Source organism: Roseobacter phycocola (genome assembly GCF_042055075.2).
Taxonomy (GTDB): Bacteria; Pseudomonadota; Alphaproteobacteria; order Rhodobacterales; family Rhodobacteraceae; genus Roseobacter.
In genome coordinates this window covers 3,960,773-3,986,851 of record NZ_CP194010.1, presented here as the reverse complement: position 1 = coordinate 3,986,851, position 26,079 = coordinate 3,960,773, and the positions used below count along the sequence as shown (strand labels likewise).

Below are 26,079 nucleotides of genomic sequence, written 5' to 3'. Positions count from 1 at the left end.
CCTACTGCTGTTCGACCGAGCTCACCCAGCTGCGCAGAAACGTGTCGCGCCGCATGCGGTCCAGAAACACAAGCAATCCCGGCCCCAGCCGGATCGGGCGCAGAACACGCTCGTCTGTGCCCGCCAGCCCGAGGCTGACAGGCGGCAGCCCTGTCCGGGCGGCAAGCTCCGGCCGCTCAGACAGCCCTGCCAGGAAATTAATCATCAGACCCGCCTCTTCAACGGCCACGGCCTGTGTCGGGATCAGTGCCGAGCGCAGCATCACAGAGACAAAATCCTCCATCTCGACCACCCGTATGCCCGGTGTGTCGTTCACCCGCGCCCGGGCGTAAGAGCCCAGAACATTGTATGCCAGCGCTAGTTCACCGCGGGCGACATCAGTGATCATCGCCCCCGAACAGCAATAAAGGCGGGTATCAAGGCGTCCCATTACTTCGGTCAGCCGCCAGTAACTCTCGGTATTGCGCGAATCCTGCGTGGCAAAAAGATAACCCAGACCGGACGTACGCACGTCATAAGTGCCGATACGACCCCTGAAGACCTCTGCGTTGTCGCGCAAAAGCTCGATCAGACCCGCTCTGTTCTGCGGCAGCGGCAGGTCACCGAACAACCGCTCGTTCACGACCAGAACGGCAGGTTCCTGCGTGAAGGCAAAGACCATATCGCGCCAGCTTGCCCAGTCCGGCAGACGCGCTGTTGCCTCTGACTGCCACGCCCGCGCCAGACCGTCGTTGGCAAGCTTGGTCTGCAGGTCCATGGCCGATGAAATAACCAGATCATACGCTGCGCCCTCGTCCTGTATGGCGCTCATTACTTCTGTGCTGCTGGCGACATCATAAACTATGGAAACCGCCGGGTGCTCCGCCTGAAACGCGCGGATAATGGGATCAAAGACACCCTGATCCGCTGTTGAAAGTATCCGCAACTCCGCACCCCCGGCCGGGTAGCTGTGCGTTTCCTCGATCTCAAAAGCCAGCGCCCATGCGGTTTGAAAGATCAGCAGCAGGGCAAGACAAGCGTGACGCATGCACCGGCTCCTTTCGGGTTGGGGGCGATTTCGAGGGTGCCACCGTGTGCCCGCGCCACATCCGAGACAATGGTCAGCCCCAGACCCGATCCCACGACATCGCCCACGTTCGACCCACGCGAAAACCGATCCGGCAAACGCGCAATATCATCAACTTCGAAACCGCGGCCCTGGTCACAAAAGACCATCCGGCACTGGTCATCACCGGTCATCGACACGTTGATGTCGGTTTCCGCGGGAGAATACTTGATCGCATTGTCGAGGATATTGCGCACCGCATTCTGCAGCAGGATCGGGTCGCCCCTGACCTGTACCGGATGCGCGGGCAGATCCAGATCGATCGCGATGTCCCTCAGATCAGCAGTCGGGCCCAGCCGGTCGACCACATCCCGCAGCAGGTCGGCCGCATCAACCACCTCGGTTTCCAGATGGTCCGACCGCAGTGTCACCATCGCGTGGTCCAGCAGTTGCCCGGCCGACCGGGAGCTTTCATCAACCGCCCGGATCATCTGGCGCAGCGCCTGGCGGTTTTCGGGCTTTTCCATCTGAAGATGCACGACTTCCGCCTGCGTACGTACCGTCGCAAGGGGTGTTCTGACACGGTGCGCGGCCTCGACGATCAGGTCTTCGGAACGGCCCAGCGCAGACCCCAGCCGCGACATAAAACTGTTCAGTCCGCCCACAAGGGGAGCAAGTTCAGCCGGGGCTTCGGCACTGACCGGGCGCAGGTCCTTGGGGCCACGGCGCGCCATCGCGTCCGCCAACCGGCTGAGAGGCCGAAGCGCGTTTTGCGCGGCCAGCGCGCTGAGTGCTGTTGCCACAAGAAAGAACGCCACCCCCACGGCCGTGGCAGTGGCCGTTATGCGTGTTGAAATAGCTTCAAGCCCAAGACGCGTCTGCGCCACCACAACTTCCACCCGGCGCGGCTGATTGGCCGCGGTCAGGGTCCGGGTCACGACAACAGCTCTCAGGCTGTCGCCCCGATAGGAATATGTATCAAAGAACGGTGCGCGGGCGCCGCTGCCCCCCTGCGGCACCGGCAGGTCCTCGTATCCGGTGAGCGTCCGCCCATCCACAATGACATGATAAAAGACGCGGTCCTCTGAGACGGTTCCCAGCATGGAAAGCGCCGAATAGGGGATTTCCACACGCACCGATCCGCTGTCGGAATAAAGCGCGTCGGCAATCGATGTGGCAGAGGCTGCGAGGATGTTGTCCTGCGTCTGCTCCGTCGCGTTGCCCGCAACTCCCCGGACCGCCAGGAAGAAGGCCACGGACAGAAGTGCTGCAACAAGGGCCAGCTGTAAAACCAGACGGCGGCGTATGGATGAGGCGCGCGCGGTCATCCGCGGCGCACCATCCTGTAGCCCATACCGCGCACGGTTTCGATGGTCGCACCGGACGCTGCGAGCTTCCGCCGCAGCCGCCCGACATAGACCTCGATGGCGTTCTCGGACACTTCTTCGGAAAAGGAGAACAGGCGGTCCATCAGGTGTGACTTGGAAAAGATCTGCCCAGGGGCGGCAAAAAACACTTCGAGCAGACGGGTTTCCCGGTTGCGCAGTTGCATGCTCTCGCCGCCCGCAGAAATGACACCGCTGGTCGAATCAAAGGTCAGCCCTGCGAACTCCCGGCTGTTGTCAGCTGCCCCGCCATGCCGCCGCAGTACCGCCCGCACACGCGCCTCCAGCTCGGTAAAGTCAAAGGGTTTGGTGATGTAATCATCGGCACCGAGATCCAGCAGACCGACGCGGTCTGACACCTCCGAGCGCGCCGTAAGGACAATGACAGGGGTCGGATTGTCCGCGCTCCGGTGACGTCTCAGAAATGCGCGGCCATCCCCGTCCGGCAGCATAATATCCAGTAAAATCAGATCGTAACCAACAGTCTGCGTGGCAATTTCCGCATCCGCAAGGCACGCGGCATGATCGACGGCATGGCCGCCCAGCGCGAAACGCCCCGAGAGCGCACGCGCCAGATCAGCGTTGTCTTCCACAAGCAGAAATCTCATCGGTGGCCGGTGTTCTTCATGCGTGACAGGTTGGTGTCAGGTTTCTACAGTCTTGTGACTACACAAGCGGGTGGAGACCCGCGTGTCAAATGGGAGGAACCAATGACAAAACGTCTCGTAGGGGCGCTCATCACGAGTGCCGTGCTCACTTTTGGCGTCGGTGGCGCCGCAACTGCGGCTGAGTGCATCGCGCCGGCAAACCCGGGCGGTGGCTGGGACTTCACCTGCCGCCAGATCGGTAAGATCATGTACGATATCGGTGCCGTCGACAAACCTGTGCAGGTCACCAACATGCCGGGTGCCGGCGGCGGTCTGGCCTTTGGCAATGTCGTCAACGAGCGCGGCGATGATGCTGACCTGATCGTTGCGGCATCGACCGCAACCACAACACGTCTGGCGCAGAACGCCTATGCAGGTATGACAGCGGACCAGGTGCGCTTTGTGGGCGCCATCGGTGCTGACCCCGGTGTGATCGTCGTGGCAGCAGACAGCGAATATCAGTCGCTGGGCGATCTGGTCGAAGCGATCAAGGCAGATCCCGGCTCAGTTGCCTTTGCAGGCGGCTCTGCAGTTGGCGGTTTCGACCACATGAAACCACTGATGGTCCTTAAAGAGGGCGGGTTCACCGACATCACCAAAGTGAAATACATCGGCGTCGACGGTGGTGCAGATGCCATCACACAGACAGTGGGTGGCTTCACTCAGGCAATGACCGGCGACATGTCCGAAGTTGTCAGCTTCCTGGCAAACGGTGACATCCGCGTCATCGCTGTGCTGACAGACGAACGCGTTCCGGGCTTTGAGGACATCCCGACGGCCAAGGAACAGGGTTATGATGTCGTGGCCGTGAACTGGCGTGGTCTTTACGTGCCCAAGGACATCTCTGATGACCAGTTCAACACCTGGGCCGACAAGCTGCAGCAGGTAGCAGACAGCCCCGAATGGGCAAAAGCGATGGCTGACAACGGCCTGGCACCGTTCACCAAAGTGGGCGGCGACTTCCAGTCCTACATTGATGGTCTGGTGGCAGACATCGCGGGCCTCTCCAAAGAGCTGGGGGTCACTCAGTAATGGCTTCAGACCGCATTTTCGGTCTGATCACTCTGATCACGGCAGTCGCGTATATCGCGGCTGCCACTCAGATTCAGACGAACTTCTTCTCGGGCGAATTTCTGCCGAAACTGTTCCCGCTGATGATCGGCGCGGTAGCAGCGCTGTGTTCGTTGTCGATTATTTTCAAACCCGATCCGGATCCGGCGTGGCCACAAACGCCCACCTGGATATCCATGGGCGTGGCCGTGATTGTGCTGGCCGTTTACGCCGTCCTGCTCACACCTCTTGGCTTCATTCTGCCAACCATGTTTGCCGCGGGCATCCTGAGCTATCAGATCTCGCCACGCATCCGGCCCGCCATCCTGTCAGGCATCGGCCTCTCACTGGGCCTGTTTGTACTGTTCAAATACGCGCTGGGGCTCGGCAACATCGTGGCATACCGCATCCCCACGGCTGCCAAACTCTGGGAAGCCATCGCCATCCTCATTCCATTCGTCGGGGGGCACTGACATGGATATTCTTGCGAACCTTGCCATTGGTTTTGGCGTAGCGCTGTCACCCTACACACTGTTTCTCGCGGTCTGCGGCTGCTTTCTGGGCACGATCATCGGTGCCCTGCCCGGGCTTGGACCATCAAATGGCGTCGCCATTCTGATCCCGATCACATTTACCCTTGGCCTTGATGCGACATCAGCGCTGGTGCTGATGACCTCGGTTTATTACGGCGCGATGTACGGCGGGCGGATTTCGTCAATTCTGCTGAACATTCCAGGCGACGAACCTGCCCTGATGACCACCCTGGACGGATACCCGATGGCCAAACAGGGCCGCGCGGGCGACGCGCTGGTGTTGTCGGGCGTCGCCTCCTTTGTGGGTGCGCTGCTGGCCACTGTCGGTCTGATGCTGCTGGCACCGTCGCTGGCACGCGTTGCCTTTCTGTTTGGCCCTGCTGAATACTTTGCACTCTATCTGCTGGCTTTCTGCACGCTGGGCGGCATGGCCTCCAACAATCAGGCGAAAGCAGCCCTGGCGGCCTGCATCGGTCTCGGTATCGCGATGATCGGCGTGGACAGCTCGTCCGGCCTGCCACGGCTCACCGGCGGCAATCTGCATCTTTACGATGGCATCGATTTTCTTGTGGCTATTGTTGGCCTCTTCGCCATCGCCGAGATTTTCTTTTTCATCGAAAGTCACGGCAAAGGCTCGTCCATCGGTGTAAAGCTGGACAGGGTCACTATCCCCTGGAGAGACATCATCGCCACCAAATGGACAATGCTGCGCGCGTCCGGCGTCGGGTTCATCGCAGGTATCCTGCCTGGTGCCGGGGCCTCGCTGGGCTCTTTCCTGGCCTACATGACCGAGAAATCTATTGCAGGACCAACGGGTGGCTTCGGCACAGGCGCCGCAAAGGGCATTGCTGCACCAGAGGCGGGCAACAACTCTGCGGCGGGCGGGGCGCTTGTCCCGATGCTCACACTGGGCGTGCCGGGCTCGGGCACGACGGCCGTACTGCTGGCGCTGCTGATGACACTGAACATCACCCCCGGCCCGACGCTCTTTTCGGAGCGGCCCGAAGTGGTCTGGGGACTGATTGCCTCGCTGCTGATCGCAAACTTTGTGCTGCTTGCGATGAACGTGCCTATGGTGAAAATCTTTGTGCGCATCCTGATGGTACCGGCCTGGGTGCTGCTGCCGGGCGTCACGATGATCTCCTTCGTGGGCATCTATTCGCTTTCCGGCAGCTATTTCGATCTGTTGCTCATGATCGGTTTTGGTGTACTGGGCTATTTCCTGCGCAAACTGGATGTGCCGACCGTGCCGGTCATCCTGGGCATTCTGCTCGGTGGCAACATGGAAGACGCTCTGCGGCGCGCGATGACACTCTCGGACGGCGATCCGATGTATCTTTTCTCATCGCCTATTGCGATCGGCTTCTGGATTGCCGCAATTGCGGGGTTCGTGGCACCGATGTTCCTGCGCGGCGTGCTGAAAAAACCGGAGGCGCATAAAGACTGATGGTCAAAGTACTGGTTCCGTCGGGCGCTTTGGGCCTGAACTACGATCAGGAGGCCCTGCAGCGCGGCATCGCAGCAGGGCCCGACATCATTGCGATTGACGGCGGATCCACGGACAGCGGGCCGTCCTATCTGGGGCGCGGCGTCTCGAAATACGCCCGTTCGTCCACGCGGATCGAATGGGCTGGTCTGATGCAGGCGCGGGCAGAGGCCGGCGTGCCTCTGGTCATCGGCACTGCGGGCACCTGTGGCGCGGACAGCGCCGTGGACTGGATGCTGGATATCACCCGCGAGATTGCAGCCGAACAGGGAAATCCGGTCAGGATTGCGGTTCTGCGCAGCGGTCAGGACCCGGAATTCATCGCGTCAGAGTGGGAAGCCAACCGCATCACCCCCCTGGGCAACGCCCCGGACGTTGACGCGGACCTGCTGCGCGGCTGCACCAACGTTGTGGCTCTGGCCGGGGCGGAACAGATCGCAGCGGCCCTCGAAACAGGGGCGGATATCATCATTGCAGGCCGCACCACCGACACCGCGATCCTGGCGGCATTGCCGCTGATGCGGGGATGCCACGCGGGTGGTGCCTGGCATGGTGCCAAAATCGGCGAATGCGGCGCATTGTGTGCGACGAACCCGCAGTCCGGCGTGATTATGATCGATTTCGACGAGGCCGGTTTTACCGTCACGCCCCTGGCGGATGGCGCACATGCTTCGCCGCACACGGTCTCGGCGCATATGCTTTACGAGAATTCCGACCCATTCATTCTTTATGAACCCGGCGGGCACCTTGATGTAACCGGTGCGACCTACACCAGCGTCGATGAGCGCTCGGTCCGGGTCACCGGGTCCGAATGGGTGCCGTCAGAAGATTACACTGTCAAGCTGGAAGGCGCGCGGGCTGTGGGCTGGCGCAGCGTGGCCATCGCGCTGTTGCGGGATCAGCATTACGTGCGGAATGCTGAGGCCTGGGCGGATGACATTGTCACGAAATGCAGCGCCAAAGTGATGGACCGCATGGGCCTGTCGCCCGGGCAATTCACACTTGAGCTTCGCCTGATCGGTCATTCCGCCAGCTTCGGCAGCCTGGAGAAACGCAAAGCCGACCCGGTGGAGATCGGCGTGGTTGCCATTATCACCGCCCCTTCCGAGGCGCAGGCCGGAGAAATCGGCAAGATGCTCAACCCTTACCTGCTGCATCACCCGCTGACGCAGGAAGAGGAACAACCCACTTTTGCGTTTCTGTTTTCGCCGCCTGAAATGGCCCATGGCGTCGTCTACGAATTCGCGCTGAACCATGTGCTCCACCTGGATGACCCGATGAGCGCATTCCGGCTGGAGGTCATCGACATTGGCTGAACTCAGATCCCTGGTGACCAAGGTCCGCAGCAAGAATGCGGGTCCGTTCTGGCTGACCATCGACATCTTCTGTGGCTCTGCTGAAAGCTATTCCCGCGTGCGGGACAGTCTGAGCGTCGGGCAGATTGCATCGGTATTCGACGCGGACACGCAGACCGTCAAACGGTTCGACATCGAAAATCTGCACGTGGTGAAATTCAGCCTGCCACGCCCCGCGGTACAGGGCGCGGTGGAAGACCGCGACATGCACGGAGCCTCCTGGGCAGCGCTGATTGGCGAGCTGGACATCTGAGTTCCTGATTTGCCGGGCGCGCATCTTGCCGAAACATGTTTCGTTGTATGACGTGGCAGAAACCGCTTTTCCGCCAGCAACAGTGGCGGTAAGCACTGCGCAAAATCACCCCGGGAACCGCTGCTATGAAACGCTCTGAGATCAACTCTGTTCTGCTGGAAGCCGACGCCTTTATCCGGTCGTTCGGATACAGAATGCCTGCTTTTGCCTATTGGTCGCCGGAGGAGATGGTGCGCCGGCGCGATGAGATTGAGGGGATCACGGCTGCCCGCCTCGGCTGGGACATCACGGACTACGGCGCAGGCGATTTCGACAACATGGGTCTGTTTCTGTTTACCACACGCAATGGCTCGCTGGCCGAACTGCAGGCGGGTGGCGGCATGTGCTACGCGGAAAAGATCATGATCTCACGGCACAACCAGATTTCGCCCATGCACCGGCATGTTCTCAAGACAGAGGATATTATCAACCGGGGCGGCGCGACGCTGGCCATTGAAATGTTCGAAAGCGCGCCGGATGGCAGCATCGACCGGGACGCACCGGTACCGGTGGCCTGTGATGGCGTGCTGCGGAAGCTCAACGCCGGCGATGTGCTCGAACTTGCCCCGGGCGAGAGCGTCACACTGCGTCCTGGCAACTGGCATAAATTCTGGGGCGAAGGCGGTGACGTTCTGATCGGCGAGGTATCGGCGGTGAACGACGACCTGACCGACAACATCTTCGAACAGGAAATCGGTCGGTTTGCCGAGATCGATGAGGACACCGATCCCGTGCATCTTCTGGTGTCAGATTATGAAGCCCGCGGTCTGATCATCTGATCCCGCGCTTCGGGCTGCTGCGCGGTCACGCGGCCAGATAAGTGCCGCGTGCTGCGACAAGCTCTTCCAGCACTTCTTCGCATTCCGGATCTTCGGCCGCGAGGTGCAGCGTCGCGCGCAGCATTCCCGCTTTGGAACCGCAGTCGAACCGCTGACCGGAAAAGCGGAAACCTGCGAGGCCAACACGCGCCGCCCCCCTGGCGATCGCATCGGTAAGCTGGATCTCTCCGCCCGCGCCCGGTTTTTGCGCAGCAAGGTCCGCAAAAACGGAGCCATCGAGAATATACCGCCCGACCACCGCATCGCAGGACGGCGCAAGGTCCGGATCCGGCTTTTCCACCATCCCGTCCGCCTGCAGCATCCGGCCATCCTGACCGGTCACGGACAATATCCCGTATTTCCGCGTTTCCGCGCGGTCGACCTGCATCGTCGCAACCATGTGGCCCGCTGCGTGCTGCTGGTACGCCTCGATCATCTCACCGATGCAGCCCGTACCCACAATCAGATCATCGGGCAGGATGACCGCAACAGGTCCGGGCAGCACATGCCCGCGCGCGCAGGCAACCGCGTGCCCAAGGCCCAATGGGTCATGCTGCATCGCGAAAACCACATCATCTGACCCCGCTGGAAAGGATGCTTCCTTAAGCTCTGCTGCAAGTTCCGGCTTGCCTCTGGCGCTCAGTTCTTTGCGCAGCCGGGCGTCATCCATGACATGGCGTTCAATTGCCGCCTTGGATGGGTGACTTATAAAAATCATCCGTTCAATACCGGCCGCCTGAGCCTCGTCGATCGCATACTGGATGAGCGGTGTATCAAGAACCGGCAGCAGTTCCTTCGGTGTTGCCTTAGTCGCTGGCAGGAAACGGGTCCCAAGCCCCGCAACAGGAAAAATGGCGGTACGGACGACAGATGAACTCATGAATTTTACTCCCAACGGATTGCTGCGTTGCGGCATGATATAGGCAGGTATCCTGAAAAGTCAAAATACGACATTTCAATGTCGCTTTTTTATTATTTCGTGCCATTTTATTCATCTTTTGCGGTGAAAATTTCGGCGCGGCGGCCCTTCAACTGCGACGAAACGGAGCAATTTGAGGTATTTTATGCACTTGCGGCATTGAAAATGCACCTTTCCCACACACCTTTTTGCGACATCAATCGTCTGTTTGCGACACGCGCCGGCACAATTGCGGGCGCGAGACCGAAGCTGAATGGGAGAAGTCTGTTGAAGTATGAGCCGGTTTCCGGAACGCCCTGTCCCTATCCTGCCCGCCAGTATCGCCGTGCTGCGGTTGTGGGCGCAGGATCCTGGGGAACCGCTCTGGCAGCAACTCTTGCGCGTGCTGGCGTACGCACGTGTCTCTGGGGTCGCAACAGTGCCACGGTGGACAGCATAAACCGCAGGCATGAGAACGCAGCTTATCTGCCCGGTGTGCCGCTGCCCGACAACCTGCGCGCAGCGCGCCGTATGGCCGACGCGCTCTCTGGCGCCGAAGTTATTCTGATTGTCGTACCCTCCCGCAGCATCCGGAGCGTTGCGCGCCAGGTCGCAGAGCACGCTCCTGCCGATGTGCCGGTCGCGGTCTGTGCCAAGGGCATCGAGGCAGAAACCGGCCTTCTGATGACACAGGTCGCCGAGGAAGAACTGGGGCACAGACCGATCGGATGCGTTTCGGGACCGACTTTCGCACGGGAAACAGCCCTTGGGCATCCGACGGCAGCCACAGTCGCATTTCCGTTTTCCTATGCGGACCGGTTGCGCCCTGACGAAAGCCCGGCGGCCCGGCTTGCGGTTTCGCTGACCACGGAAAGCTTCCGCGCCTATCTTTCTGATGACCTGATCGGCGTCGAAATCGGTGGTGCCGTGAAAAACGTGATCGCCATCGCCTGTGGCATGATGACCGGCGCCGGATTTGCCGAAAACACGCGTGCGGCGCTGATCACACGCGGACTTGATGAAATGAAAATGCTGGCCGAGGTGCTCGGTGGCCGGCGTGAAACGGTGACAGGTCTGTCCGGTATCGGTGACCTGTCCCTTACCTGTTCCAGCACGACTTCGCGCAATATGGCGCTTGGCCAGCAACTGGGCCAGGGTATTCCGCGCGCCGGATGTTTTGAGGGACGCCCCGTCGTGGTCGAAGGCGAATTCAATGCCCGGTCGGTCACCGACCTTGCGCGCAGACTGGGCGTCACCATGCCAATCTGTGAAACCGTGCAGAAGATCCTGCACGAGGGTGCAGATCTGGGGATGGCATTCGCCAGCCTCTGGGCCCGCCCGATCGAGGCTGAACCGCGCGCAATGGACGTTGCGTTAAGCCATCCCGCGTCCGACCAGGACATCTCAACACTTGCCGAAAGGATATCATGACCCGTCACGAAACCTTCACTATGCCCGACATTGCAGACAAGGACCTCGTTCTTGCGACCGATCTCGACGGAACCTTTCTGGGAGGCTCTGAAGAGGAGCGCGCCCGGTTCTATGCCTGGATCGAAAGCAACCGCGACCGCATCGGAGTGATATTTGTCACCGGGCGCGACCCAGGCTTTATCAGCGACCTGACGCGGAACAAGGGTGTCCCGCGGCCGGATTACGTGGTGGGTGATGTGGGCACAACGGTTGCCCGTGTGGGTCATGACCACGTGCTTAATCCGATTAAAGAGCTCGAGGCGGAAATCGCCGAAGCCTGGGGCGATGCCGGCCTGCGTGTGCAGGCAACCCTGTCCGGTGCGCCGGGCCTCAGGCTGCAGTCAGCGGCCTTCCGGTACCGGGTGAGCTATGACATGGAGCCGGGACAGTTCAATCCGGCAGCGATCGAAAAAATCGGGGAACTCGGGCTCGATACGCTGATTTCCGACAACCGCTATTTCGACGTTCTGCCGCGTGGGGTCAGCAAAGGGCCGACCCTGTTGCGCCTGCTGGCACATCTTGGGATCCGGAACGAGCGCACACTTGTGGCCGGCGACACGCTCAATGACCTGTCGATGCTGGCCCTTGGCCTTCCGGCGGTTGCAGTCGGCAATTCAGAAGAAGCGCTCCTGCGCGAACTTGACGATCATGACCACGTCCACAAGGCGCAGGCACATGGTGTTTCGGGCATCGCCGAAGCCATCGTATCGCGCCGGATGTTTCCGGCCAGCTGAGGAGAACCCCATGTCATCCGACCTGATTATCGTCTACCACCGCCAACCCTATGAAGAGGTGGTGGAGAACGGAAAAACAGTTCTGCGCGAAAACAAAAGCCCCAACGGCATTGTCCCCACGCTCAAGAGCTTCTTTGGCGGCGTGCGTCATGGGGCCTGGATCGCGTGGAAACTGGCGGATGACCCGAACAATCCGGACTTTGAGCAGCGGATCGAAATTGATGATGCCTATGGTCAGTATTCCGTGTCGCGTCTGCCGCTGTCTGCGGAACAGGTGCGCGAATACTACCACGTCACGTCAAAAGAAGCCTTCTGGCCGATCCTTCATAACTTCAAGGAACGGTACAATTACGACCCTGTCGACTGGACAAATTTCCAGGCGGTAAACCGGCGGTTTGCCGAAGCCGCAGCCGCCGAGGCAGCACCCGGTGCCCTGGTCTGGGTGCATGATTACAACCTGTGGCTTGTGCCCGGATACCTGCGTGAGCTGCGTCCGGATGTGCGTATCGCGTTTTTCCATCACACGCCGTTCCCGTCTGTTGACATGTTCAATGTCCTGCCGTGGCGCAAAGAGATCATGTCCAGCCTTCTGGCCTGTGATGATGTGGGATTCCATGTGCCGCGTTATGCGGCAAACTTCGTGTCCGTGGCACGCAGTCTCTTTGACGTTGAGGTCACGGAACGCGAACGCGTGCCGGAGAAATGGATCTCTGAGGGGACCGCACTGACCGAACGGATCATGCCGACAGAAGTCTGCTTTGGTGACCGGCGGGTCGCAGTGAGTGTCACACCGGTGGGCGTCGATACCGATTTCATCGACCAGCGCGCCCGCTCCGAAGAGGCACAAGCCCAGGCCACGCGTCTCAGGGCTGAACTGGGGGACACCAGGCTGATCCTGTCGGTCGGGCGCACGGATTACACTAAAGGCGGGCTGGAACAGCTCAGCTGTTTTGAACGGCTGCTGGAAAACAACCCGGAGCTGCGCGGGCAAATCCGGCTGATGCATGTGTCGGTATCCGCCGCAAGTGGCATGACCGCTTATGAGAACGTCCAGAACGACATCGAACAGATGGCGGGCCGTATCAACGGGCGCTTTGGCACGCTCGACTGGCAACCCGTGGCTTTGATCTCCCGGGCGATCCCTTTTGCCGATCTTGTCGCCTATTACCAGGTGGCAGATGTTGCCTGGATCACACCGCTAGCCGATGGAATGAACCTTGTCTGCAAAGAGTTCGTCGCCTCGCGCATCGACGGAGACGGCGCGCTTGTGCTCTCCGAATTCGCCGGGGCGGCGGTAGAACTGGGGGAGGCAGTCGTCGCCAACCCGTTCTCACACAAGTCGATGGACAGGGCGATTTTGACAGCGCTGCATATGCCGGAAGATGAACGCCGCACCCGCATGACAGCGCTCCGCAAGGCGGTTCTGGAGAATGACGTGCGCCAGTGGACGCCCGGCACACTGCCTCTTGACCCCGGATGGACCGTCGCGGCGGAATAGACAGCATCGCGGCGGGGCCAGGTCATTGCGCCCTGTGAAACACCGGGCAATAGTCGGGGGGTACTGCCGCCAACCTAAGGTCCCGTCATGCATCCCAGATCGATCATCGTGCCACAGCCGACACCGCTGGAGCGGGCCGATCGCTTGTCGACGCTCCTGGGTATCGACCTCTGGATCAAGCGGGATGACCTTGCCGGACCTGCCTTAGGGGGCAACAAGGCGCGGCAGCTCGAATATTATTTCGGGGCCGCTCTCGCGCAGGGAGCGGATACCGTTCTGATCACCGGAGCAGTCCAGTCCAACTTCGTCCGTCTGACAGCCGCCGTTGCCGCCACGCTGGGCCTGCGCGCCATTGTACAGCTCGAAGACCGCGTGCCCGGTAAATCCGATACATACAGAAAAGGCGGCAACGCGCTTTTGTGCGAGTTGCTGGGGGCTGAGATCATGCACTACCCGGAAGGGGAGGACGAAGAGGGCGCGGATGCAGCACTGCATGACCGGGCCGCAGAACTGCGCGCCGAAGGGGCCACGCCCTACATCATTCACCTGTCCGAAGTTCATCCGCCTCTGGGCGCGCTGGGGTACATGGACTGTGCCCGGGAAATTCTGGAGCAGGACGACGGCTTTGACGTGTTTGTTGTGGCCTCCGGCAGCGGGTCCACTCACAGCGGTCTGCTGGCGGGCCTGCGCGGGGCCGGGTCGCAGGCACGGGTCATCGGTGGCTGCGTCCGCCGCCCGGCAGCGGCACAGGCACCCCGCATCCGGCGGATTGTCTCGCGCCTGGCCGGGCTCTCCGATGCTGCAAACGCAGTCAATGACGAGGATTTTGTCGTTTGGGACGGTGCGCTGGCTCCGGGATATGGCCGTGTCGGCCCCCCTGCCGCTGACGCCATGAAACTGGCCGCACAATACTGTGGCCTGATCCTTGATCCGGTCTACACGGCCAAATCCTTCGCCGCTTTGCAGGCGCTGACGGCTTCCGGTGACATCCCGCAAGGCGCGCGCGTCTGCTATGTGCATACCGGCGGTCTGGGTGCCATCGGTGCCTACAGCGACACAATCCGCGATGCGATCCAGGTCAGCTGACCGCCTCACCGCCTGCGGCGTGACCCTTCATCCCCGCCGCGCGGATAATGGCGCCAACCTGCATCAGCTGATCCGCGAGCGGATTGGTCTTGCGCCAGACCATGCCGATCGTTCGGGACGGGCGCGGGCTGGAAAACCGCGAGATGGCCACTTCTGCAGAACGCGCCTCCAGGCTGACGGCCATTTCGGGGATCAGAGTCACCCCCATGCCGGCCCCTACCATCTGCACCAGCGTCGACAAAGAGCTGCCCTCCATCAGCGCGCCGGGGCGGCTTTCGCCAAACTCGCAGAACGACAGCGCCTGATCGCGAAAACAATGCCCCTCTTCCAGCAGCAGCAAGCGCATCGTCTGCAGGGCAACCGGGCTGGTCACCGGTTTGTCCGCATCCTCGGCCGGACGCACCAGCACAAAGTCTTCCTCAAAGAGGGCAAATTCCGTCAGCGCAGGCTCTGATACCGGCAGTGCCACCACAGCAAGGTCAATCCTGCCTTCCTGAAGATCCTCGATCAGGGCATGCGTGACCGCTTCGCGCAGTGTCAGGTCAAGACCCGGAAACCGCCCTGCCAGATCGGCGATGATCTGCGGCAGAAAATAGGGGGCAACGGTCGGAATAACGCCCAGACGCAGCCGCCCGCTGAGCGGCCCCTGGGCTGCGCGCACCAGATCATCCAGCTCACCGACGCTGAGCAGGATCTGCCGGGCCTTCTCCAGCAGCCGCAGCCCGATAGGCGTGAGCCGGATCTCGCGCCCGCCCCGCTCGACCAGTGGCGCGCCGAACATCTGCTCCAGCTCTTTGATCTGGAGCGACAAGGCTGGTTGCGAAATGGCGCAGGCATCCGCCGCGCGCCCGAAATGCTGATGCTGCGCGAGCGCTTCGAAATAGCGCAACTGCTTCAGAGTAAGACCAATCATAAGCTCAGCTTATCACAATCTTTTGGAGTTCCAATTGGAGTTTATCGACAGCGCGGACTACATACAGGTCAACAGAGCGCCTGTGCTCTGCAGCGTAACCTCAAGGGAGAGATTTCATGGACGGCAACAATATTGACCCGGCCGGCGGCTGCCCCGTCATGCACGGTGGCAACACCGGGACCGACAACAGCGTCACCAAATGGTGGCCCAAGTCGCTGAACCTGGACATCCTGCATCAGCACGGCGCCCGCACAAACCCGATGGACCCGGATTACGACCACCGCACAGCGGTCAAAGCGCTCGACTACGAAGCGGTAAAAGCCGATGTTCAGGCGCTGATGACAGACAGCCAGGACTGGTGGCCGGCCGACTGGGGCCACTACGGTGGTCTGATGATCCGCCTCGCATGGCACTCTGCGGGTTCCTACCGCATGGGTGACGGCCGCGGCGGCGCAGGCTCCGGCAACATCCGCTTTGCGCCTCTGAACTCCTGGCCGGACAACGCCAGCCTCGACAAGGCCCGCCGTCTGCTCTGGCCCGTCAAGAAAAAGTACGGCAACGCGCTCAGCTGGGCTGACCTGATTATCCTCGCCGGCAACATGGCGTACGAATCCATGGGTCTGAAAACCTTTGGCTTCGGCTTTGGCCGCGAAGACATCTGGGGCCCCGAAACGGACATCAACTGGGGTGCGGAAAACGAATGGCTCGCGCCGTCGGAAAACCGTTACGGCGATCTGGATGAGCCGGGCACAATGTACAACCCACTGGCCGCAGTGCACATGGGTCTGATCTATGTGAACCCCGAAGGCGTAAACGGCAACCCGGACCCCGCGCGTACCGCGCTGCACGTCCGCGAAACCTTTGCGCGTATGGCGATGAACGACGAAGAAACCGCAGCACTGACCTGTGGCGGCCACACCGTCGGCAAGGCGCACGGTGGCGGGGATCACGCCAACATCGGTGCCGAGCCCGAAGGCTGCCCCGTGCATGCGCAGGGCTTTGGCTGGAACAACCCGGGCCTCGACGGCAAAGCCACGAACGCCTTCACATCGGGCATCGAGGGAGCCTGGACCAAGCACCCGACGCAATGGGACATGGGCTATTTCGACTACCTCTTCGACTACGAATGGGAACTGACGAAATCCCCCGCCGGGGCCAACCAGTGGCAGCCGGTCGACATGCCGGAAGACGAGAAGCCGATCGACACGACCGATCCGACGGTACGCCGGATGCCGATGATGACCGATGCGGACATGGCGATGAAGGTTGACCCGATCTACAACGAAATCTGCCAGAAATTCCGCGCAGATCCAGCGTATTTCGCAGAGACCTTTGGCCGTGCGTGGTTCAAACTGACCCACCGCGACATGGGCCCGAAAGCCAACTACTATGGCCCTGATGTGCCTGCCGAAGACCTGATCTGGCAGGATCCGATCCCCGCAGGTGCCACGGACTATAATGTCGATGCCGTCAAAGCGAAAATCGCGGCCAGCGGTCTTTCCGCAGCCGAAATGATCGCAACGGCCTGGGACAGCGCGCGGACCTACCGCGGGTCTGACAAGCGGGGCGGTGCCAATGGTGCGCGCATCCGTCTGGCACCGCAGAATGACTGGGTGGCCAACGAACCGGAGCGTCTGGCGAAAGTGCTCGGCATTCTGGAACCCATCGCGGCAGAGACCGGCGCATCAGTGGCAGACGTCATCGTTCTGGCGGGCAATGTGGGGCTCGAACAGTCGATCAGCGCGGCTGGCTTCAGCCTCTCGGTACCTTTCACCGCAGGCCGCGGTGATGCAACCGACGCGCAGACCGACGCAGAAAGCTTTGACGTGCTGGAACCGCTCGCCTGTGGTTTCCGCAACTGGCAGAAGGAGCAGTACGCTGTCGCACCCGAAGAGCTGATGCTCGACAAGGCGCAGCTTCTGGGCCTGACAGCCGCCGAAATGACCGTTCTGGTCGGCGGCATGCGGGTGCTTGGCGTCAACCACGGCGGCACAAAGCACGGTGTCTTCACTGACCGCGAAGGTCAGCTGACGAACGACTTCTTCGTCAACCTGACGGACATGGCAAACACATGGGAACCGATGGAAGACGGAACCTATGAAATCCGTGATCGTGCCAGCGGCGACGTCAAGTGGACAGCCACCAGTGCCGATCTGGTCTTTGGGTCCAACTCGATCCTGCGGGCCTATGCTGAGGTCTATGCACAGGACGACAACGGCGCGAAGTTTGTACGCGACTTTGTTGCAGCATGGACCAAGGTGATGAACGCCGACCGCTTCGATCTGGTCGCCTGATACGACACGGTGTCCGGGCGGGCTTCCTGCCCGGACACTCCCTCTTCTCTAGCGCAGCTGAACGCCGGAAGCCTCCCAATTCCCTGATTTTAATTCTTCTAAAACCCGCCGGTGGATTCTCACGTCATGGCGTGGATCATCCTGTCCGGAACCGGATCACGAAGCAGGCGCCCTCTTCCAAAGGTACCGATGCGATTTGGCCGTTGTTTGCCTCAAGGACATTCCTCGCAATAGCCAGCCCCATGCCTGTTCCCCCGCTTTCGCGCCGGGTCGTGAAAAAAGGCTCGAACAGCCTTTCCGCATCACGTGCCAGGACCGGCGCGCCATCATTGGAAACGGTCAGAACGGGGCCCGCTTCATCTGCTGCGCTGAGCAGGACTGACCCAGCCCGATGTTCCGCTGCGTTCCGAAGAAGATGATGCAGGACAATCGCCAGACCTTCGCGCGCAATGGGAAAGGGCACTGCTGCACCATCAGTTCTCAGCACAATGCCGGGATGGGCTGCGGTCAGATCATCTGCCAGATCAGCCAGTGTGCAAGACCCGGTATAGCGTGTCTCTCGCGCGTGCGCCGCAGACCGCAGGGCACCCAGCTGCTTTTCAATGGTCCGGGCGGCCTCATCAATCTGCACTACGAGTTGTCCGTTCCCAGCACTGTCCTGCGGGCCATCGCTCAGCAGTTCTGTTGCTGCGCGGATCACAGAGACCGGCGTCTTCAACTCATGAGTCACGTGATCTGTGTATGACCGGATTGATGTCTCTCTGTCGCGGAGCGCCTCAGCCATAGCCACCACCCCGGCCGCAGTATGGTGGATTTCCCGCGTACCAAAGTGCGTCAGAGCCGGCGGGTCCCCCCCGGTTTCATGCGCCGAGGCAAAGGCCTCCAGCCCGCGGATCGGTCTGAGCAGCAGGCGCACCAGCAGCCAGCCCAGCACAGCGGTGAGGGCGGCAATGCAGACTGCCAGTATCATTGCAGCATAGCGAAACCCGATCTCCGGCCCGATGTAGCGCAGAAGAACCAGCCCGAGAAAAGAAAGGAACAGCGTGCCGAACAATGCGCCACCCAGCACGAACCCCAGCGAGGGCCGCCACCTGCGCGTCATGCCGGAGACACCAGTCTGACGCCCTGCCCGTGCACCGTTTCAATCATTCCTTCGCATGCATGCCTGGCCAGCTTGTTGCGCAGATTCCTCAGGTGACTGTCGAGCGTCCGGTCCGACACCGGACTTGCGGCACCCCAGATGTCCCGGATCAGCCGGGCCCGGGGTACAATCGCGTCAGGTGACTGCATCAGATGTTCCAGGATCCTGAACTCTGTGCCGGTCAGCGCCAGTATATCCCTGCCGATACTGCAACGGCGTTGCGCAGGTGCGAGCACAATCGGACCCGCGACAAGTTCAGAAGGCTGCTGTGCAGCGTTGCCTGAACGTTTGAGGATGGCCCTGACCCGCGCCACCAGTTCACGCGGACTGAAAGGTTTGGTGACGTAGTCATCTGCTCCCAGCTCAAAGCCAAGCACCCGGTCAATCTCGTCCTCCCGGGCGGTCAGAAAAAGGACCGGCACCTGTGACCGCGAGCGGATCTGCCGGCAGACGGCAAACCCGTCCAGCGCCGGCAGCCCGATGTCCAGGATCACAAGATCTGGGTTTTCCCGAAACACATGGGACACGGCATCCTGCCCGTTCGCTCTGGTCTGTATCTGATACCCTTCCCTTTCCAGCGCAACGGTCAGCACGTTGCGCAACCCGGGGTCGTCATCCACAATCAGAATATTCACGTATCGGCCCACGTTGTTTCCCGTCAGTCTAAGGCAACGCCCGCCAGGTGCGAAAGCCCCATTCCTGCCAGTACCGGACCTGAGGAACCCGCAGATCGCAGTAGCTTTCGTAACCCTTTGCTGCAACGTCCGCGACGTGCCTGTGCATGCCGCCAATCGGGTCAAGACCACAGAGGTAATAGAAATCCGGTTCTGCCAGCGCCATGTTGTGATCCACAATCATCTGCGCAAAATTCACAAAACAGGTGCCATACAGCACTGCACAGGTCAGGATGGAGCATTTACGAACGAGCCAGGTCGTGGGGTAGCCGCTGTGCACCTGCCAGACTGTCAGGGCAAGACCCGCCGCCACAAGGCACATCCAGATCTGTGCGTATATCCGCAGATACGTCAGCCCATAAACATCCACATAGAGTTCCAGCCGCATCAGAGCGGACCCGCAGACAACGATATTCTGGCCCAGCCACAGGAACAACAATGGCCGCATCACCCGGTTTTCGCCGAGAAACGGTGTCGCAGCGAGCGCAAATGCTCCGGCGAGGATAGCCATCACCAGCAGCGGATAAGCGCCACGATGCGCGTATTCCGCATAACTCATGCCCTCCGGCAGGGCTGTACCGCCAAAGATGACTGAAAAGTCGAGCAGCGTCTGCACACCGATTAATGCGTTGAATACCCAGAGCGCCCGCACGACCGAGCCTGCATTGATGCCGAACCCGGACAGCGGCACGGCGATGCCCCGCAGGACAACCGCTTTGCCCCGATCCCCCCGCAGCACCGGCCAGGCTATCATCGCGAACCCTGTCCAGAAAAGCGCTCTTTGCATAAACCGTGCATAGTCGAGATCAGGTGCAGAAAAAGTGTTTAGAACCGGATTTGCTTCGATCAGCAGTGCACTGAATACAAATGCTCCGCCCAACGGAAACGACCAGTTGCGCAACCAGACTGTGTGTCGTCCCCGCCGTCCGGCGCTCTGCCCTGCTTTTTGCAGACCCGACAGCGCAACCCCCGGCAACCGCAACCAGCAAAGAGGCAGCTGCCGCAGAAAACCCATGCCTGCAGCGGTCGCATCATCCCATCTCAGCGTCGGAGAATGTGTCAGCATAAGCGCCGTCGCGAAACTCAGGACCAGAAAAACAAAGGATAAAAACTGGAGGTATTCAATGACCGGCAGGCATCCGGCCAACAGGACGAGAGCTGCCCGACCGAGGCCCGCTGTGCGTTTGCCCAACACAACTGCCAGAACGAAAAGGCCACAGGCGAAAACCGCCACGGACACACCTGCTGATCTGTTCCAGAACAGCAGGTCAGCGAGGATGACGACCGCAATCAGTACGACAACAGGCGTCATCTGCCCCCTGGTGGTCAGGTTCCCATCCGGTCGGTCTGATGGCTGGTCTGCCGTCTGTGGCGTGCGGGTCTCCAGCCACCACCCATCCATCGCGAGCGACGCCGGAACTCCGGAAATCAGTTTCGGTTCTGGCATATTTTTACTCCTTAGGCCGATCACATGTGTGCCCGGTCATTTCATATGCGCCGGGCAGATCGTGCGCAGAAGATGTGCAGAACCTGTGCAGACCGGAGAAAGCTGTCAGATACTGACTGCGCGCCCTGCAACAGCTCGGGCGAGGCGCCCGCCCCTCCGGACACACGTCAGAAGTGCTGCGGATCGAGCGGCTGATTTGCATCTTTTCGGCTGGTTGGCGAAGCGGCGGCTAAACCTGCGCACCAGCCTTGATCAGGGAGATGCCGTGTCAGACGGAGCCATCAGCGCCATAACGCGTCTCAGAGCGTCATTTCCAGTTCGTACTGACGCACGGTTCTGACGGCCTTCAGCGCGGCCATGAATCCGCGGAGATCTTCAGACGCGCTGTCGACGTTGACGAAACGCATCGTACCGCCCGTGTGGCACGCGGCTATCAGATTGGTGCCAATGCCCTGCGACCGGCGGTCATGGCGCACACCGATCTGCGCCAGTGATCCGTTATCCTGCGTCACTGCAGTATACCCGGCGAGGCCCTGTGCATCCGAAACCGCCCAGCAGCGGACACCACCGGCGACGGCGTTTATGGCGGCAGAACTGTTTTGCCAGGACGGCCTGACATCGCAGAGATCAGTGGCCGCCTGTCTGATCTCCTCCCAGCGCACCTCGCGCACAGGGTGTGATTGTTCGGCCATCGCCGGTTCGGGTATGTCGTAGCAGTCCAGAGTGCGCAGCACTTTCATTCCCAGGGATCGGTAGAGTTCGAACGCGCGGGTGTTACCGATGATCACCTCCGTCCGGAAACGCTGAGCTCCGCCGGACCTGAGGCCAGAAAGGCAGTCTGCTGCAAGCTGTGCTGCAATCCCCTGCCGCCTGTTGCCGGGTGATGTACCGCTGGAAATCAGATACGCGCAGTCCCGCCGCAGACCCATCAGCCAGATCGCTTCGATCCGGCCCGCCACCAGAGCCACGCGCGAGGCGTCCCGGTCCAGCCCCCGCTGGCGCAGCACGAAAGCGAAGGCTTCTTCGCTCAGGTGCATCGGAACCACATAATCTGAAAACGCGCAGTTCATCGCGTGCCGCAGTTCGGTGTCTGAAAAGCCCCGAGCTGATGTGATTTCCACCTTCATGCCACACCGATTCCGGTGCGGTGACTCCGATACGGCACCGGACACTCCTCCATGCCCGCACCCCGGAAATTTGCCTTGTGATGCATCTGTTAACTTCCGTCCAGCGGCGGCAGGCGGTCCGCAAATATTGAGGATTTGACGATGGCGGTATTCGTTTCCGCACGGTCGTGGAACGGCAGAAGAATATCATCCAGCTCCGCAATATCGCGCAGAAGCAGACGCGCGACGTAACAGTCATCGCCTGTCACCCTGTCACATGCGGTGAAACGCGGCTGCTCCTCGATCATTTTTTCGACGATATGCAGCTGGCCACTGCGTGGCTTGATACGCACAAGCGCCTGGATCGTGTAGCCGAACCGACGCAGGTCAATACGCCCGCCAAAGCCTGTGATGCAGCCTTTTTCCTGGAGGTGGCGCAGCCGTTCACCCACAGCCGGCCCCGACAGACCGACCGATTTTCCAACCTCTGCGAGGCTGGTACGGCCATGTGCCTCCAGAATCGCGACGATCTGCAGGTCGGTCTGATCAAGTTCTTTCACCATGAATGCACCGTATTAACGAGAGCACCGAAATGAAAGAAGATAGCGCTTTCCGCCTTTGGCCCTGCGGGGACACCGGCTGCCTGACTGCGATAAACTTGCGCCAGTCAAACACAGGAGACAGTCGTGAATATTCAGCGTATTGCAGCATTCAGTCAGGGATCAGAGGGTGGAAATCCGGCAGGTGTTGTGCTGCTGAAAGAAGCTGCCAGCACAGAGGAAATGGCCCGGATTGCCGCGGAGATCGGCTATTCAGAAACCGCTTTTGCCCACGCGCAGGATGACACAGAACATGCCTGGCGCGTGCGCTATTTCTCACCCGGCTCCGAAGTACCCTTCTGCGGTCATGCAACCATCGCGCTGGGTGCCGCTTTAGGGCAGCGTAACGGCGCCGGCGCTTATTCGCTGGAACTGAATGACGCAACCATCACGGTGCACGCCGAGACTACTGCAGAGACCATGGCAGCATCGCTGGCCTCACCGCCGACCCGCAGCCGCAGTCTGACACCGGAAGAGCACCGGGACGCCATGGCGCTTTTCGGCCTGCAGGACGATGATCTGGACCAGCGTCTGGCCCCGGCTCATATCCACGGCGGTGCAGACCACATTGTTCTGCCGCTGAAAAAACGCACACAGCTCGCAGCAATGCAGTACGATCTGGAGCGGGGGCGTACTATGATGCGCCGCCATGGCATTGTGACGATCATGCTTGTTTTCATCAACGACGCCCGTTCGTTTGTGGCCCGCAATGCATTCGCGTCGGGCGGCGTCCTCGAAGACCCCGCAACCGGTGCCGCAGCGGCGGCATTTGCCGGCTACCTGCGCGATATGGATTGGCCTCACGGCGGCAGCTTCACCATCCGCCAGGGCGAGGATATGGGCAGCCCGTCGCTCATAGAGGTATCACTGGACGGAACGAGGGGGGCGTCAGTACGCGTTGCAGGCACCGCACGGACGCTTGATACTGACCGAACCGACCGGACATCAGAGCAGCCGATGCCTCCTGCTTGATCAGAGCGCTGCAGTGGTCGCCTAAATCTGAAAACCGAGGGCGTGAACTAAGGTGGACGAAACGTTTGCCAAAGAAGAGGCAACTGTCTGAGCGACCTGGTTCTGCCCAAAGACAATGAAATCATCACGTGCGTTTCCGGGCGGCAGAATGCTGCGGCCCGACAGGAGCCGAAACAGCGAGGGGTTTTGTCCTTACGCCCGATCTCTACTGTCCGTGCGTCGTCGCGGGCGACCATCTGAAGGCAAACGTCGGCGGGCTTTGTGGCGAAAAACAACGTCATGGACGACACACGCAATGCCCCAACCGATACCGCCCGGTCGCAATCAGACCTGTTTTCGGCCCTGTCTGACACCAAAGCTGTGCGGCGGAAGCAGCAGTTGGAACAGCTCAGCAAAGTAATTGGCGCTAGCAGCGACCTGAGAGGCCCATTTTGCAGCGCTCTGCGGGCTGTGCAACGTATCCTGCAGTGTCTGGAAACGGCTTCCACCTGATGCCGGATCCAGGCAAATCCGCCGCACGAGGCCTGTCGCCGGCAAATGGCTCTCATCAGAAAAACTGGCGATCCCTGAAGGAATGCCACAAACAGGGATTCTCTGAGGAAAATCAGTTTATAGCCCGGGACACGAACGTGCTTTCCGGCTCTAATCGGAACAATGAGTTAGAAACCCCTTCGGGACACATCTCCGGAGAAAACCAAAACGAAAACCCCGGCGCGACGGCAATCGCAACCGGGGCTGAAGACGTTCTCGAAGGCGTCTGTATATGCGGCGACTATATCGCATGCTTCCCCATTTTGGCAACGCATTGGGGAATGTTGATATGACAGATTTCTTGGAAAAAATTCCGCCAGAAGCTGCCAAACGCGTTTCAAAAGTGGTCAGCTATTGCCTTGTTTTGAACATGAACGCCGACAATTGGCATGGCCTCACATTGGTATTGTCGGCCAGGACGACGATGCAACAGCGTCTCGCCATGGCTTGGGCTGTACTCCGGGCCCTGCCTCCAGAAATGGTAGTAGATGTTGCGAACTCGGTTTTGCCTGAACGGACGTGCCCGCCTATCCCGCCGCTTTTCAGCTACATGGATGAAGCGGCATTTTGGGCGGACATGGCGGAACCTGCAGCCCTCGACGCCTATAGCCTCGCTTGCTTCAACGCCATGTCCCGTCCGCGCAAAGAAGCCTTTTTTGAGTTCATTCAGGGGAGGCGAGCAGATTGATGCGAGATTTTGCAGACATGGCAACGCAACTGGATGCGCACCGTGCGGAGTTTCCGCACGGGCGTGACGACCGCTTGCCCACTGCGTTTGTCTGGCGCGATCCTTCAACTCTTGCCCCGCGCCCATGGCTCTACGGGCGTCACCTGATCCGCAAACAAGTATCGGTGACAGTTGCACATGGCGGTGTGGGCAAGTCATCTCTGACGATCAGCGAGGCACTGGCGATGGTCTCAGGCCGGGAACTTTTGGGCGATTGGACGGCAGAAAACCTCAAAGTGTGGATCTACAATCTTGAGGACACAAGGGACGAATTAGACCGCCGGATTATCGCGGCGATGCAGCACCACAGTGTTAGCCCTGACGAAATCGACGGGCGTCTTTTCTTGGATACGGGCCGGGAACGCGCGCTAAGCACGGCGGTGCAGAGCCGTGATGGCATTCAGATCATAAGGCCAGAGTTCAAAGCATTGGCGAAGGAAATCGCGGTGCGGGAAATAGACGTTCTTGTGATCGACCCCTTTGTTTCATCCCACCGGGTCAACGAAAACGACAACGGTGCTATTGACCTTATCGCCAAAGAGTGGGCGAGGCTGGCTGATCATTGCAACTGCGCGATCGAGTTGGTCCACCACACCCGCAAGACAAATGGCGAGGAAGCGACTACGGAAAGTGCACGGGGCGCCACCGCCCTCTTGGGTGCTGCCCGCTCTGGTCGCGTGCTCAACAAGATGAGTGACGACCTCAAGATTGAGGCAGGGGTACAGGACGACCCTGCCACCTATTTCGCAGTATCGCGTGACAAGGCCAATCTTGCGCCTGTGGGTAAGCGTGTATGGCGGCGCATGGCCTCCGTGCATCTGGCCAATGGTGATGACGTGGGCGTGGCTGAGGTGTGGGAATGGCCGGATGCGTTTGATGGTATCTCGGTCAATGATCTGTTGACTGTCCAGCGCGCGTTAGAGGGCAAGGCACTGCGCTACTCAGACAAGTCGGGCGACCTATGGGCAGGCCTGACTGTGGCCGAAATGTTGGGCATCGACGTGGCCTCACACCGCAAGCGGATCAAGCAAATGATCGAGGCGTGGCTCAAGTCCGGCGCACTGATCAAGGTCCGGATCAAAGACGAAAACCGCATCGAAAGACCATGCTTGGAGGTGGGTGAATGGGCCAATCAATGAGCGTTTGCAACAGTCCAAAAGCCGCACTGATGCACACCGATGCACCGATGCAAACAACGGGCTGCATCAGTGCATCAGTAGCTTTGCCCCCTAAGGGGGGCAATACGCTAAGGCTACCCGCACTGATGCACTGGTGCGAACAAGCCCGTTTCGACCGATGCGATGCAACCCTGCTTAAGGGCTTGGCTGATCTGGTCCCAATGCCCGGGGACTATCTGGGTAGGGGGTCGGGGGTCGGG

General features: G+C 60.4%; 25 protein-coding genes. 15 read left to right on the top strand and 10 right to left on the bottom strand.

Annotation, left to right across the window (positions count from 1 at the left end; all coding sequences use genetic code 11):
• Position 1 precedes the first annotated feature (1 nt).
• The 3 genes from AB4K19_RS19690 to AB4K19_RS19680 are packed head-to-tail and all read right to left on the bottom strand — an operon-like array spanning position 2 to position 3,038.
• On the bottom strand, positions 2–1,027 hold the full coding sequence (locus AB4K19_RS19690; RefSeq protein WP_436398627.1) for an ABC transporter substrate-binding protein: 1,026 nt from the start codon (positions 1,025–1,027) through the stop codon (positions 2–4).
• A complete protein-coding gene (locus tag AB4K19_RS19685) occupies positions 997–2,373 on the bottom strand; it encodes a sensor histidine kinase N-terminal domain-containing protein (RefSeq protein ID WP_375229928.1) in 1,377 nt (458 codons plus the stop codon). The genes AB4K19_RS19690 and AB4K19_RS19685 overlap by 31 nt, the downstream gene beginning before the upstream one ends.
• Complete coding sequence (locus AB4K19_RS19680; RefSeq protein WP_375229927.1) at positions 2,370–3,038, bottom strand: response regulator transcription factor; 669 nt, start codon at positions 3,036–3,038, stop codon at positions 2,370–2,372. Before AB4K19_RS19680 ends, AB4K19_RS19685 begins: the two co-directional genes overlap by 4 nt.
• Positions 3,039–3,140: 102 nt before the next feature.
• On the opposite strand from AB4K19_RS19680, the gene AB4K19_RS19675 reads away from it, so the two are divergent.
• The 6 genes from AB4K19_RS19675 to AB4K19_RS19650 all read left to right on the top strand — a co-directional run bounded on the left by AB4K19_RS19675 (position 3,141) and on the right by AB4K19_RS19650 (position 8,572).
• Positions 3,141–4,109 (top strand): Bug family tripartite tricarboxylate transporter substrate binding protein, encoded by a 969-nt coding sequence (locus tag AB4K19_RS19675; protein WP_375229926.1) that lies wholly within the window; start codon positions 3,141–3,143, stop codon positions 4,107–4,109.
• A complete protein-coding gene (locus tag AB4K19_RS19670) occupies positions 4,109–4,600 on the top strand; it encodes a tripartite tricarboxylate transporter TctB family protein (protein ID WP_375229925.1) in 492 nt (163 codons plus the stop codon). The genes AB4K19_RS19675 and AB4K19_RS19670 overlap by 1 nt, the downstream gene beginning before the upstream one ends.
• 1 nt (position 4,601) lies before the next feature.
• Positions 4,602–6,107 carry a tripartite tricarboxylate transporter permease gene (locus tag AB4K19_RS19665; protein ID WP_375229924.1) on the top strand — a complete coding sequence of 502 codons (1,506 nt, stop codon included), beginning with the start codon at positions 4,602–4,604 and terminating at the stop codon, positions 6,105–6,107.
• Positions 6,107–7,462 (top strand): acyclic terpene utilization AtuA family protein, encoded by a 1,356-nt coding sequence (locus tag AB4K19_RS19660; protein ID WP_436398626.1) that lies wholly within the window; start codon positions 6,107–6,109, stop codon positions 7,460–7,462. Before AB4K19_RS19665 ends, AB4K19_RS19660 begins: the two co-directional genes overlap by 1 nt.
• On the top strand, positions 7,455–7,754 hold the full coding sequence (locus tag AB4K19_RS19655; RefSeq protein WP_375229921.1) for a DUF4387 family protein: 300 nt from the start codon (positions 7,455–7,457) through the stop codon (positions 7,752–7,754). Before AB4K19_RS19660 ends, AB4K19_RS19655 begins: the two co-directional genes overlap by 8 nt.
• A 125-nt stretch (positions 7,755–7,879) precedes the next feature.
• Positions 7,880–8,572, top strand: a complete 693-nt coding sequence (locus AB4K19_RS19650) for a D-lyxose/D-mannose family sugar isomerase (protein WP_375229920.1) — start codon at positions 7,880–7,882, stop codon at positions 8,570–8,572.
• Between the two features lie 25 nt (positions 8,573–8,597).
• On the opposite strand, the gene AB4K19_RS19645 is transcribed toward AB4K19_RS19650, so the two are convergent.
• A complete protein-coding gene (locus AB4K19_RS19645) occupies positions 8,598–9,491 on the bottom strand; it encodes a UTP--glucose-1-phosphate uridylyltransferase (protein ID WP_436398624.1) in 894 nt (297 codons plus the stop codon).
• Between the two features lie 306 nt (positions 9,492–9,797).
• Between AB4K19_RS19645 and AB4K19_RS19640 the strand changes: the two genes are divergently transcribed.
• The 4 genes from AB4K19_RS19640 (at position 9,798) to AB4K19_RS19625 (ending at position 14,297) form a co-directional block, all read left to right on the top strand.
• Positions 9,798–10,940, top strand: a complete 1,143-nt coding sequence (locus tag AB4K19_RS19640; protein WP_375229918.1) for an NAD(P)H-dependent glycerol-3-phosphate dehydrogenase — start codon at positions 9,798–9,800, stop codon at positions 10,938–10,940.
• Positions 10,937–11,713, top strand: a complete 777-nt coding sequence (locus tag AB4K19_RS19635; RefSeq protein WP_375229917.1) for an HAD-IIB family hydrolase — start codon at positions 10,937–10,939, stop codon at positions 11,711–11,713. Before AB4K19_RS19640 ends, AB4K19_RS19635 begins: the two co-directional genes overlap by 4 nt.
• 10 nt (positions 11,714–11,723) lie before the next feature.
• Complete coding sequence (gene ggpS / locus AB4K19_RS19630; protein WP_375229916.1) at positions 11,724–13,211, top strand: glucosylglycerol-phosphate synthase; 1,488 nt, start codon at positions 11,724–11,726, stop codon at positions 13,209–13,211.
• Between the two features lie 87 nt (positions 13,212–13,298).
• A complete protein-coding gene (locus tag AB4K19_RS19625) occupies positions 13,299–14,297 on the top strand; it encodes a D-cysteine desulfhydrase family protein (protein WP_375229915.1) in 999 nt (332 codons plus the stop codon).
• Here AB4K19_RS19625 and AB4K19_RS19620 read toward each other — a convergent pair.
• On the bottom strand, positions 14,290–15,210 hold the full coding sequence (locus tag AB4K19_RS19620) for a hydrogen peroxide-inducible genes activator (RefSeq protein ID WP_375229914.1): 921 nt from the start codon (positions 15,208–15,210) through the stop codon (positions 14,290–14,292). The two genes, AB4K19_RS19625 and AB4K19_RS19620, sit on opposite strands and share 8 nt — an antisense overlap.
• A 116-nt stretch (positions 15,211–15,326) precedes the next feature.
• Between AB4K19_RS19620 and katG the strand changes: the two genes are divergently transcribed.
• Entirely contained in the window at positions 15,327–17,504 is a 2,178-nt protein-coding gene (gene katG, locus AB4K19_RS19615) for a catalase/peroxidase HPI (RefSeq protein WP_375229913.1), read from the top strand.
• Between the two features lie 136 nt (positions 17,505–17,640).
• On the opposite strand, the gene AB4K19_RS19610 is transcribed toward katG, so the two are convergent.
• From AB4K19_RS19610 to AB4K19_RS19590, 5 genes are all read right to left on the bottom strand, one after another.
• On the bottom strand, positions 17,641–18,606 hold the full coding sequence (locus AB4K19_RS19610) for a sensor histidine kinase (protein WP_436398620.1): 966 nt from the start codon (positions 18,604–18,606) through the stop codon (positions 17,641–17,643).
• The gene (locus AB4K19_RS19605; RefSeq protein WP_375229910.1) at positions 18,603–19,292 is read right to left on the bottom strand and encodes a response regulator transcription factor; all 690 of its coding nucleotides are present in this window, start codon (positions 19,290–19,292) and stop codon (positions 18,603–18,605) included. The genes AB4K19_RS19610 and AB4K19_RS19605 overlap by 4 nt, the downstream gene beginning before the upstream one ends.
• Before the next feature lie 16 nt (positions 19,293–19,308).
• Positions 19,309–20,766: a DUF4153 domain-containing protein gene (locus AB4K19_RS19600; RefSeq protein ID WP_436398618.1), complete on the bottom strand. Its 1,458-nt coding sequence runs from the start codon at positions 20,764–20,766 to the stop codon at positions 19,309–19,311.
• Between the two features lie 299 nt (positions 20,767–21,065).
• Positions 21,066–21,893, bottom strand: a complete 828-nt coding sequence (locus AB4K19_RS19595; protein WP_375229908.1) for a GNAT family N-acetyltransferase — start codon at positions 21,891–21,893, stop codon at positions 21,066–21,068.
• 89 nt (positions 21,894–21,982) lie between these two features.
• Positions 21,983–22,435 carry an Lrp/AsnC family transcriptional regulator gene (locus tag AB4K19_RS19590; protein ID WP_375229907.1) on the bottom strand — a complete coding sequence of 151 codons (453 nt, stop codon included), beginning with the start codon at positions 22,433–22,435 and terminating at the stop codon, positions 21,983–21,985.
• Between the two features lie 123 nt (positions 22,436–22,558).
• Between AB4K19_RS19590 and AB4K19_RS19585 the strand changes: the two genes are divergently transcribed.
• From AB4K19_RS19585 to AB4K19_RS19570, 4 genes are all read left to right on the top strand, one after another.
• Positions 22,559–23,443 (top strand): PhzF family phenazine biosynthesis protein, encoded by an 885-nt coding sequence (locus AB4K19_RS19585; protein WP_436398616.1) that lies wholly within the window; start codon positions 22,559–22,561, stop codon positions 23,441–23,443.
• A 431-nt stretch (positions 23,444–23,874) separates the two neighbouring features.
• Complete coding sequence (locus tag AB4K19_RS19580) at positions 23,875–24,267, top strand: hypothetical protein (protein WP_436398614.1); 393 nt, start codon at positions 23,875–23,877, stop codon at positions 24,265–24,267.
• Entirely contained in the window at positions 24,264–24,662 is a 399-nt protein-coding gene (locus AB4K19_RS19575) for a hypothetical protein (RefSeq protein WP_436398613.1), read from the top strand. The genes AB4K19_RS19580 and AB4K19_RS19575 overlap by 4 nt, the downstream gene beginning before the upstream one ends.
• Positions 24,662–25,840 carry an AAA family ATPase gene (locus AB4K19_RS19570; RefSeq protein ID WP_436398611.1) on the top strand — a complete coding sequence of 393 codons (1,179 nt, stop codon included), beginning with the start codon at positions 24,662–24,664 and terminating at the stop codon, positions 25,838–25,840. The genes AB4K19_RS19575 and AB4K19_RS19570 overlap by 1 nt, the downstream gene beginning before the upstream one ends.
• Positions 25,841–26,079 lie beyond the last annotated feature (239 nt).

Bases quoted from the DNA above. Each gene is read 5' to 3' on its own strand.
- AB4K19_RS19690 (WP_436398627.1), bottom strand. From the start codon at position 1,027: ATGCGTCACGCTTGTCTTGCCCTGCTGCTGATCTTTCAAACCGCATGG.
- AB4K19_RS19685 (WP_375229928.1), bottom strand. From the start codon at position 2,373: ATGACCGCGCGCGCCTCATCCATACGCCGCCGTCTGGTTTTACAGCTG.
- AB4K19_RS19680 (WP_375229927.1), bottom strand. From the start codon at position 3,038: ATGAGATTTCTGCTTGTGGAAGACAACGCTGATCTGGCGCGTGCGCTC.
- AB4K19_RS19675 (WP_375229926.1), top strand. From the start codon at position 3,141: ATGACAAAACGTCTCGTAGGGGCGCTCATCACGAGTGCCGTGCTCACT.
- AB4K19_RS19670 (WP_375229925.1), top strand. From the start codon at position 4,109: ATGGCTTCAGACCGCATTTTCGGTCTGATCACTCTGATCACGGCAGTC.
- AB4K19_RS19665 (WP_375229924.1), top strand. From the start codon at position 4,602: ATGGATATTCTTGCGAACCTTGCCATTGGTTTTGGCGTAGCGCTGTCA.
- AB4K19_RS19660 (WP_436398626.1), top strand. From the start codon at position 6,107: ATGGTCAAAGTACTGGTTCCGTCGGGCGCTTTGGGCCTGAACTACGAT.
- AB4K19_RS19650 (WP_375229920.1), top strand. From the start codon at position 7,880: ATGAAACGCTCTGAGATCAACTCTGTTCTGCTGGAAGCCGACGCCTTT.
- AB4K19_RS19645 (WP_436398624.1), bottom strand. From the start codon at position 9,491: ATGAGTTCATCTGTCGTCCGTACCGCCATTTTTCCTGTTGCGGGGCTT.
- AB4K19_RS19635 (WP_375229917.1), top strand. From the start codon at position 10,937: ATGACCCGTCACGAAACCTTCACTATGCCCGACATTGCAGACAAGGAC.
- ggpS (WP_375229916.1), top strand. From the start codon at position 11,724: ATGTCATCCGACCTGATTATCGTCTACCACCGCCAACCCTATGAAGAG.
- AB4K19_RS19625 (WP_375229915.1), top strand. From the start codon at position 13,299: ATGCATCCCAGATCGATCATCGTGCCACAGCCGACACCGCTGGAGCGG.
- AB4K19_RS19620 (WP_375229914.1), bottom strand. From the start codon at position 15,210: ATGATTGGTCTTACTCTGAAGCAGTTGCGCTATTTCGAAGCGCTCGCG.
- katG (WP_375229913.1), top strand. From the start codon at position 15,327: ATGGACGGCAACAATATTGACCCGGCCGGCGGCTGCCCCGTCATGCAC.
- AB4K19_RS19610 (WP_436398620.1), bottom strand. From the start codon at position 18,606: ATGACGCGCAGGTGGCGGCCCTCGCTGGGGTTCGTGCTGGGTGGCGCA.
- AB4K19_RS19600 (WP_436398618.1), bottom strand. From the start codon at position 20,766: ATGCCAGAACCGAAACTGATTTCCGGAGTTCCGGCGTCGCTCGCGATG.
- AB4K19_RS19595 (WP_375229908.1), bottom strand. From the start codon at position 21,893: ATGAAGGTGGAAATCACATCAGCTCGGGGCTTTTCAGACACCGAACTG.
- AB4K19_RS19590 (WP_375229907.1), bottom strand. From the start codon at position 22,435: ATGGTGAAAGAACTTGATCAGACCGACCTGCAGATCGTCGCGATTCTG.
- AB4K19_RS19575 (WP_436398613.1), top strand. From the start codon at position 24,264: ATGACAGATTTCTTGGAAAAAATTCCGCCAGAAGCTGCCAAACGCGTT.
- AB4K19_RS19570 (WP_436398611.1), top strand. From the start codon at position 24,662: ATGCGAGATTTTGCAGACATGGCAACGCAACTGGATGCGCACCGTGCG.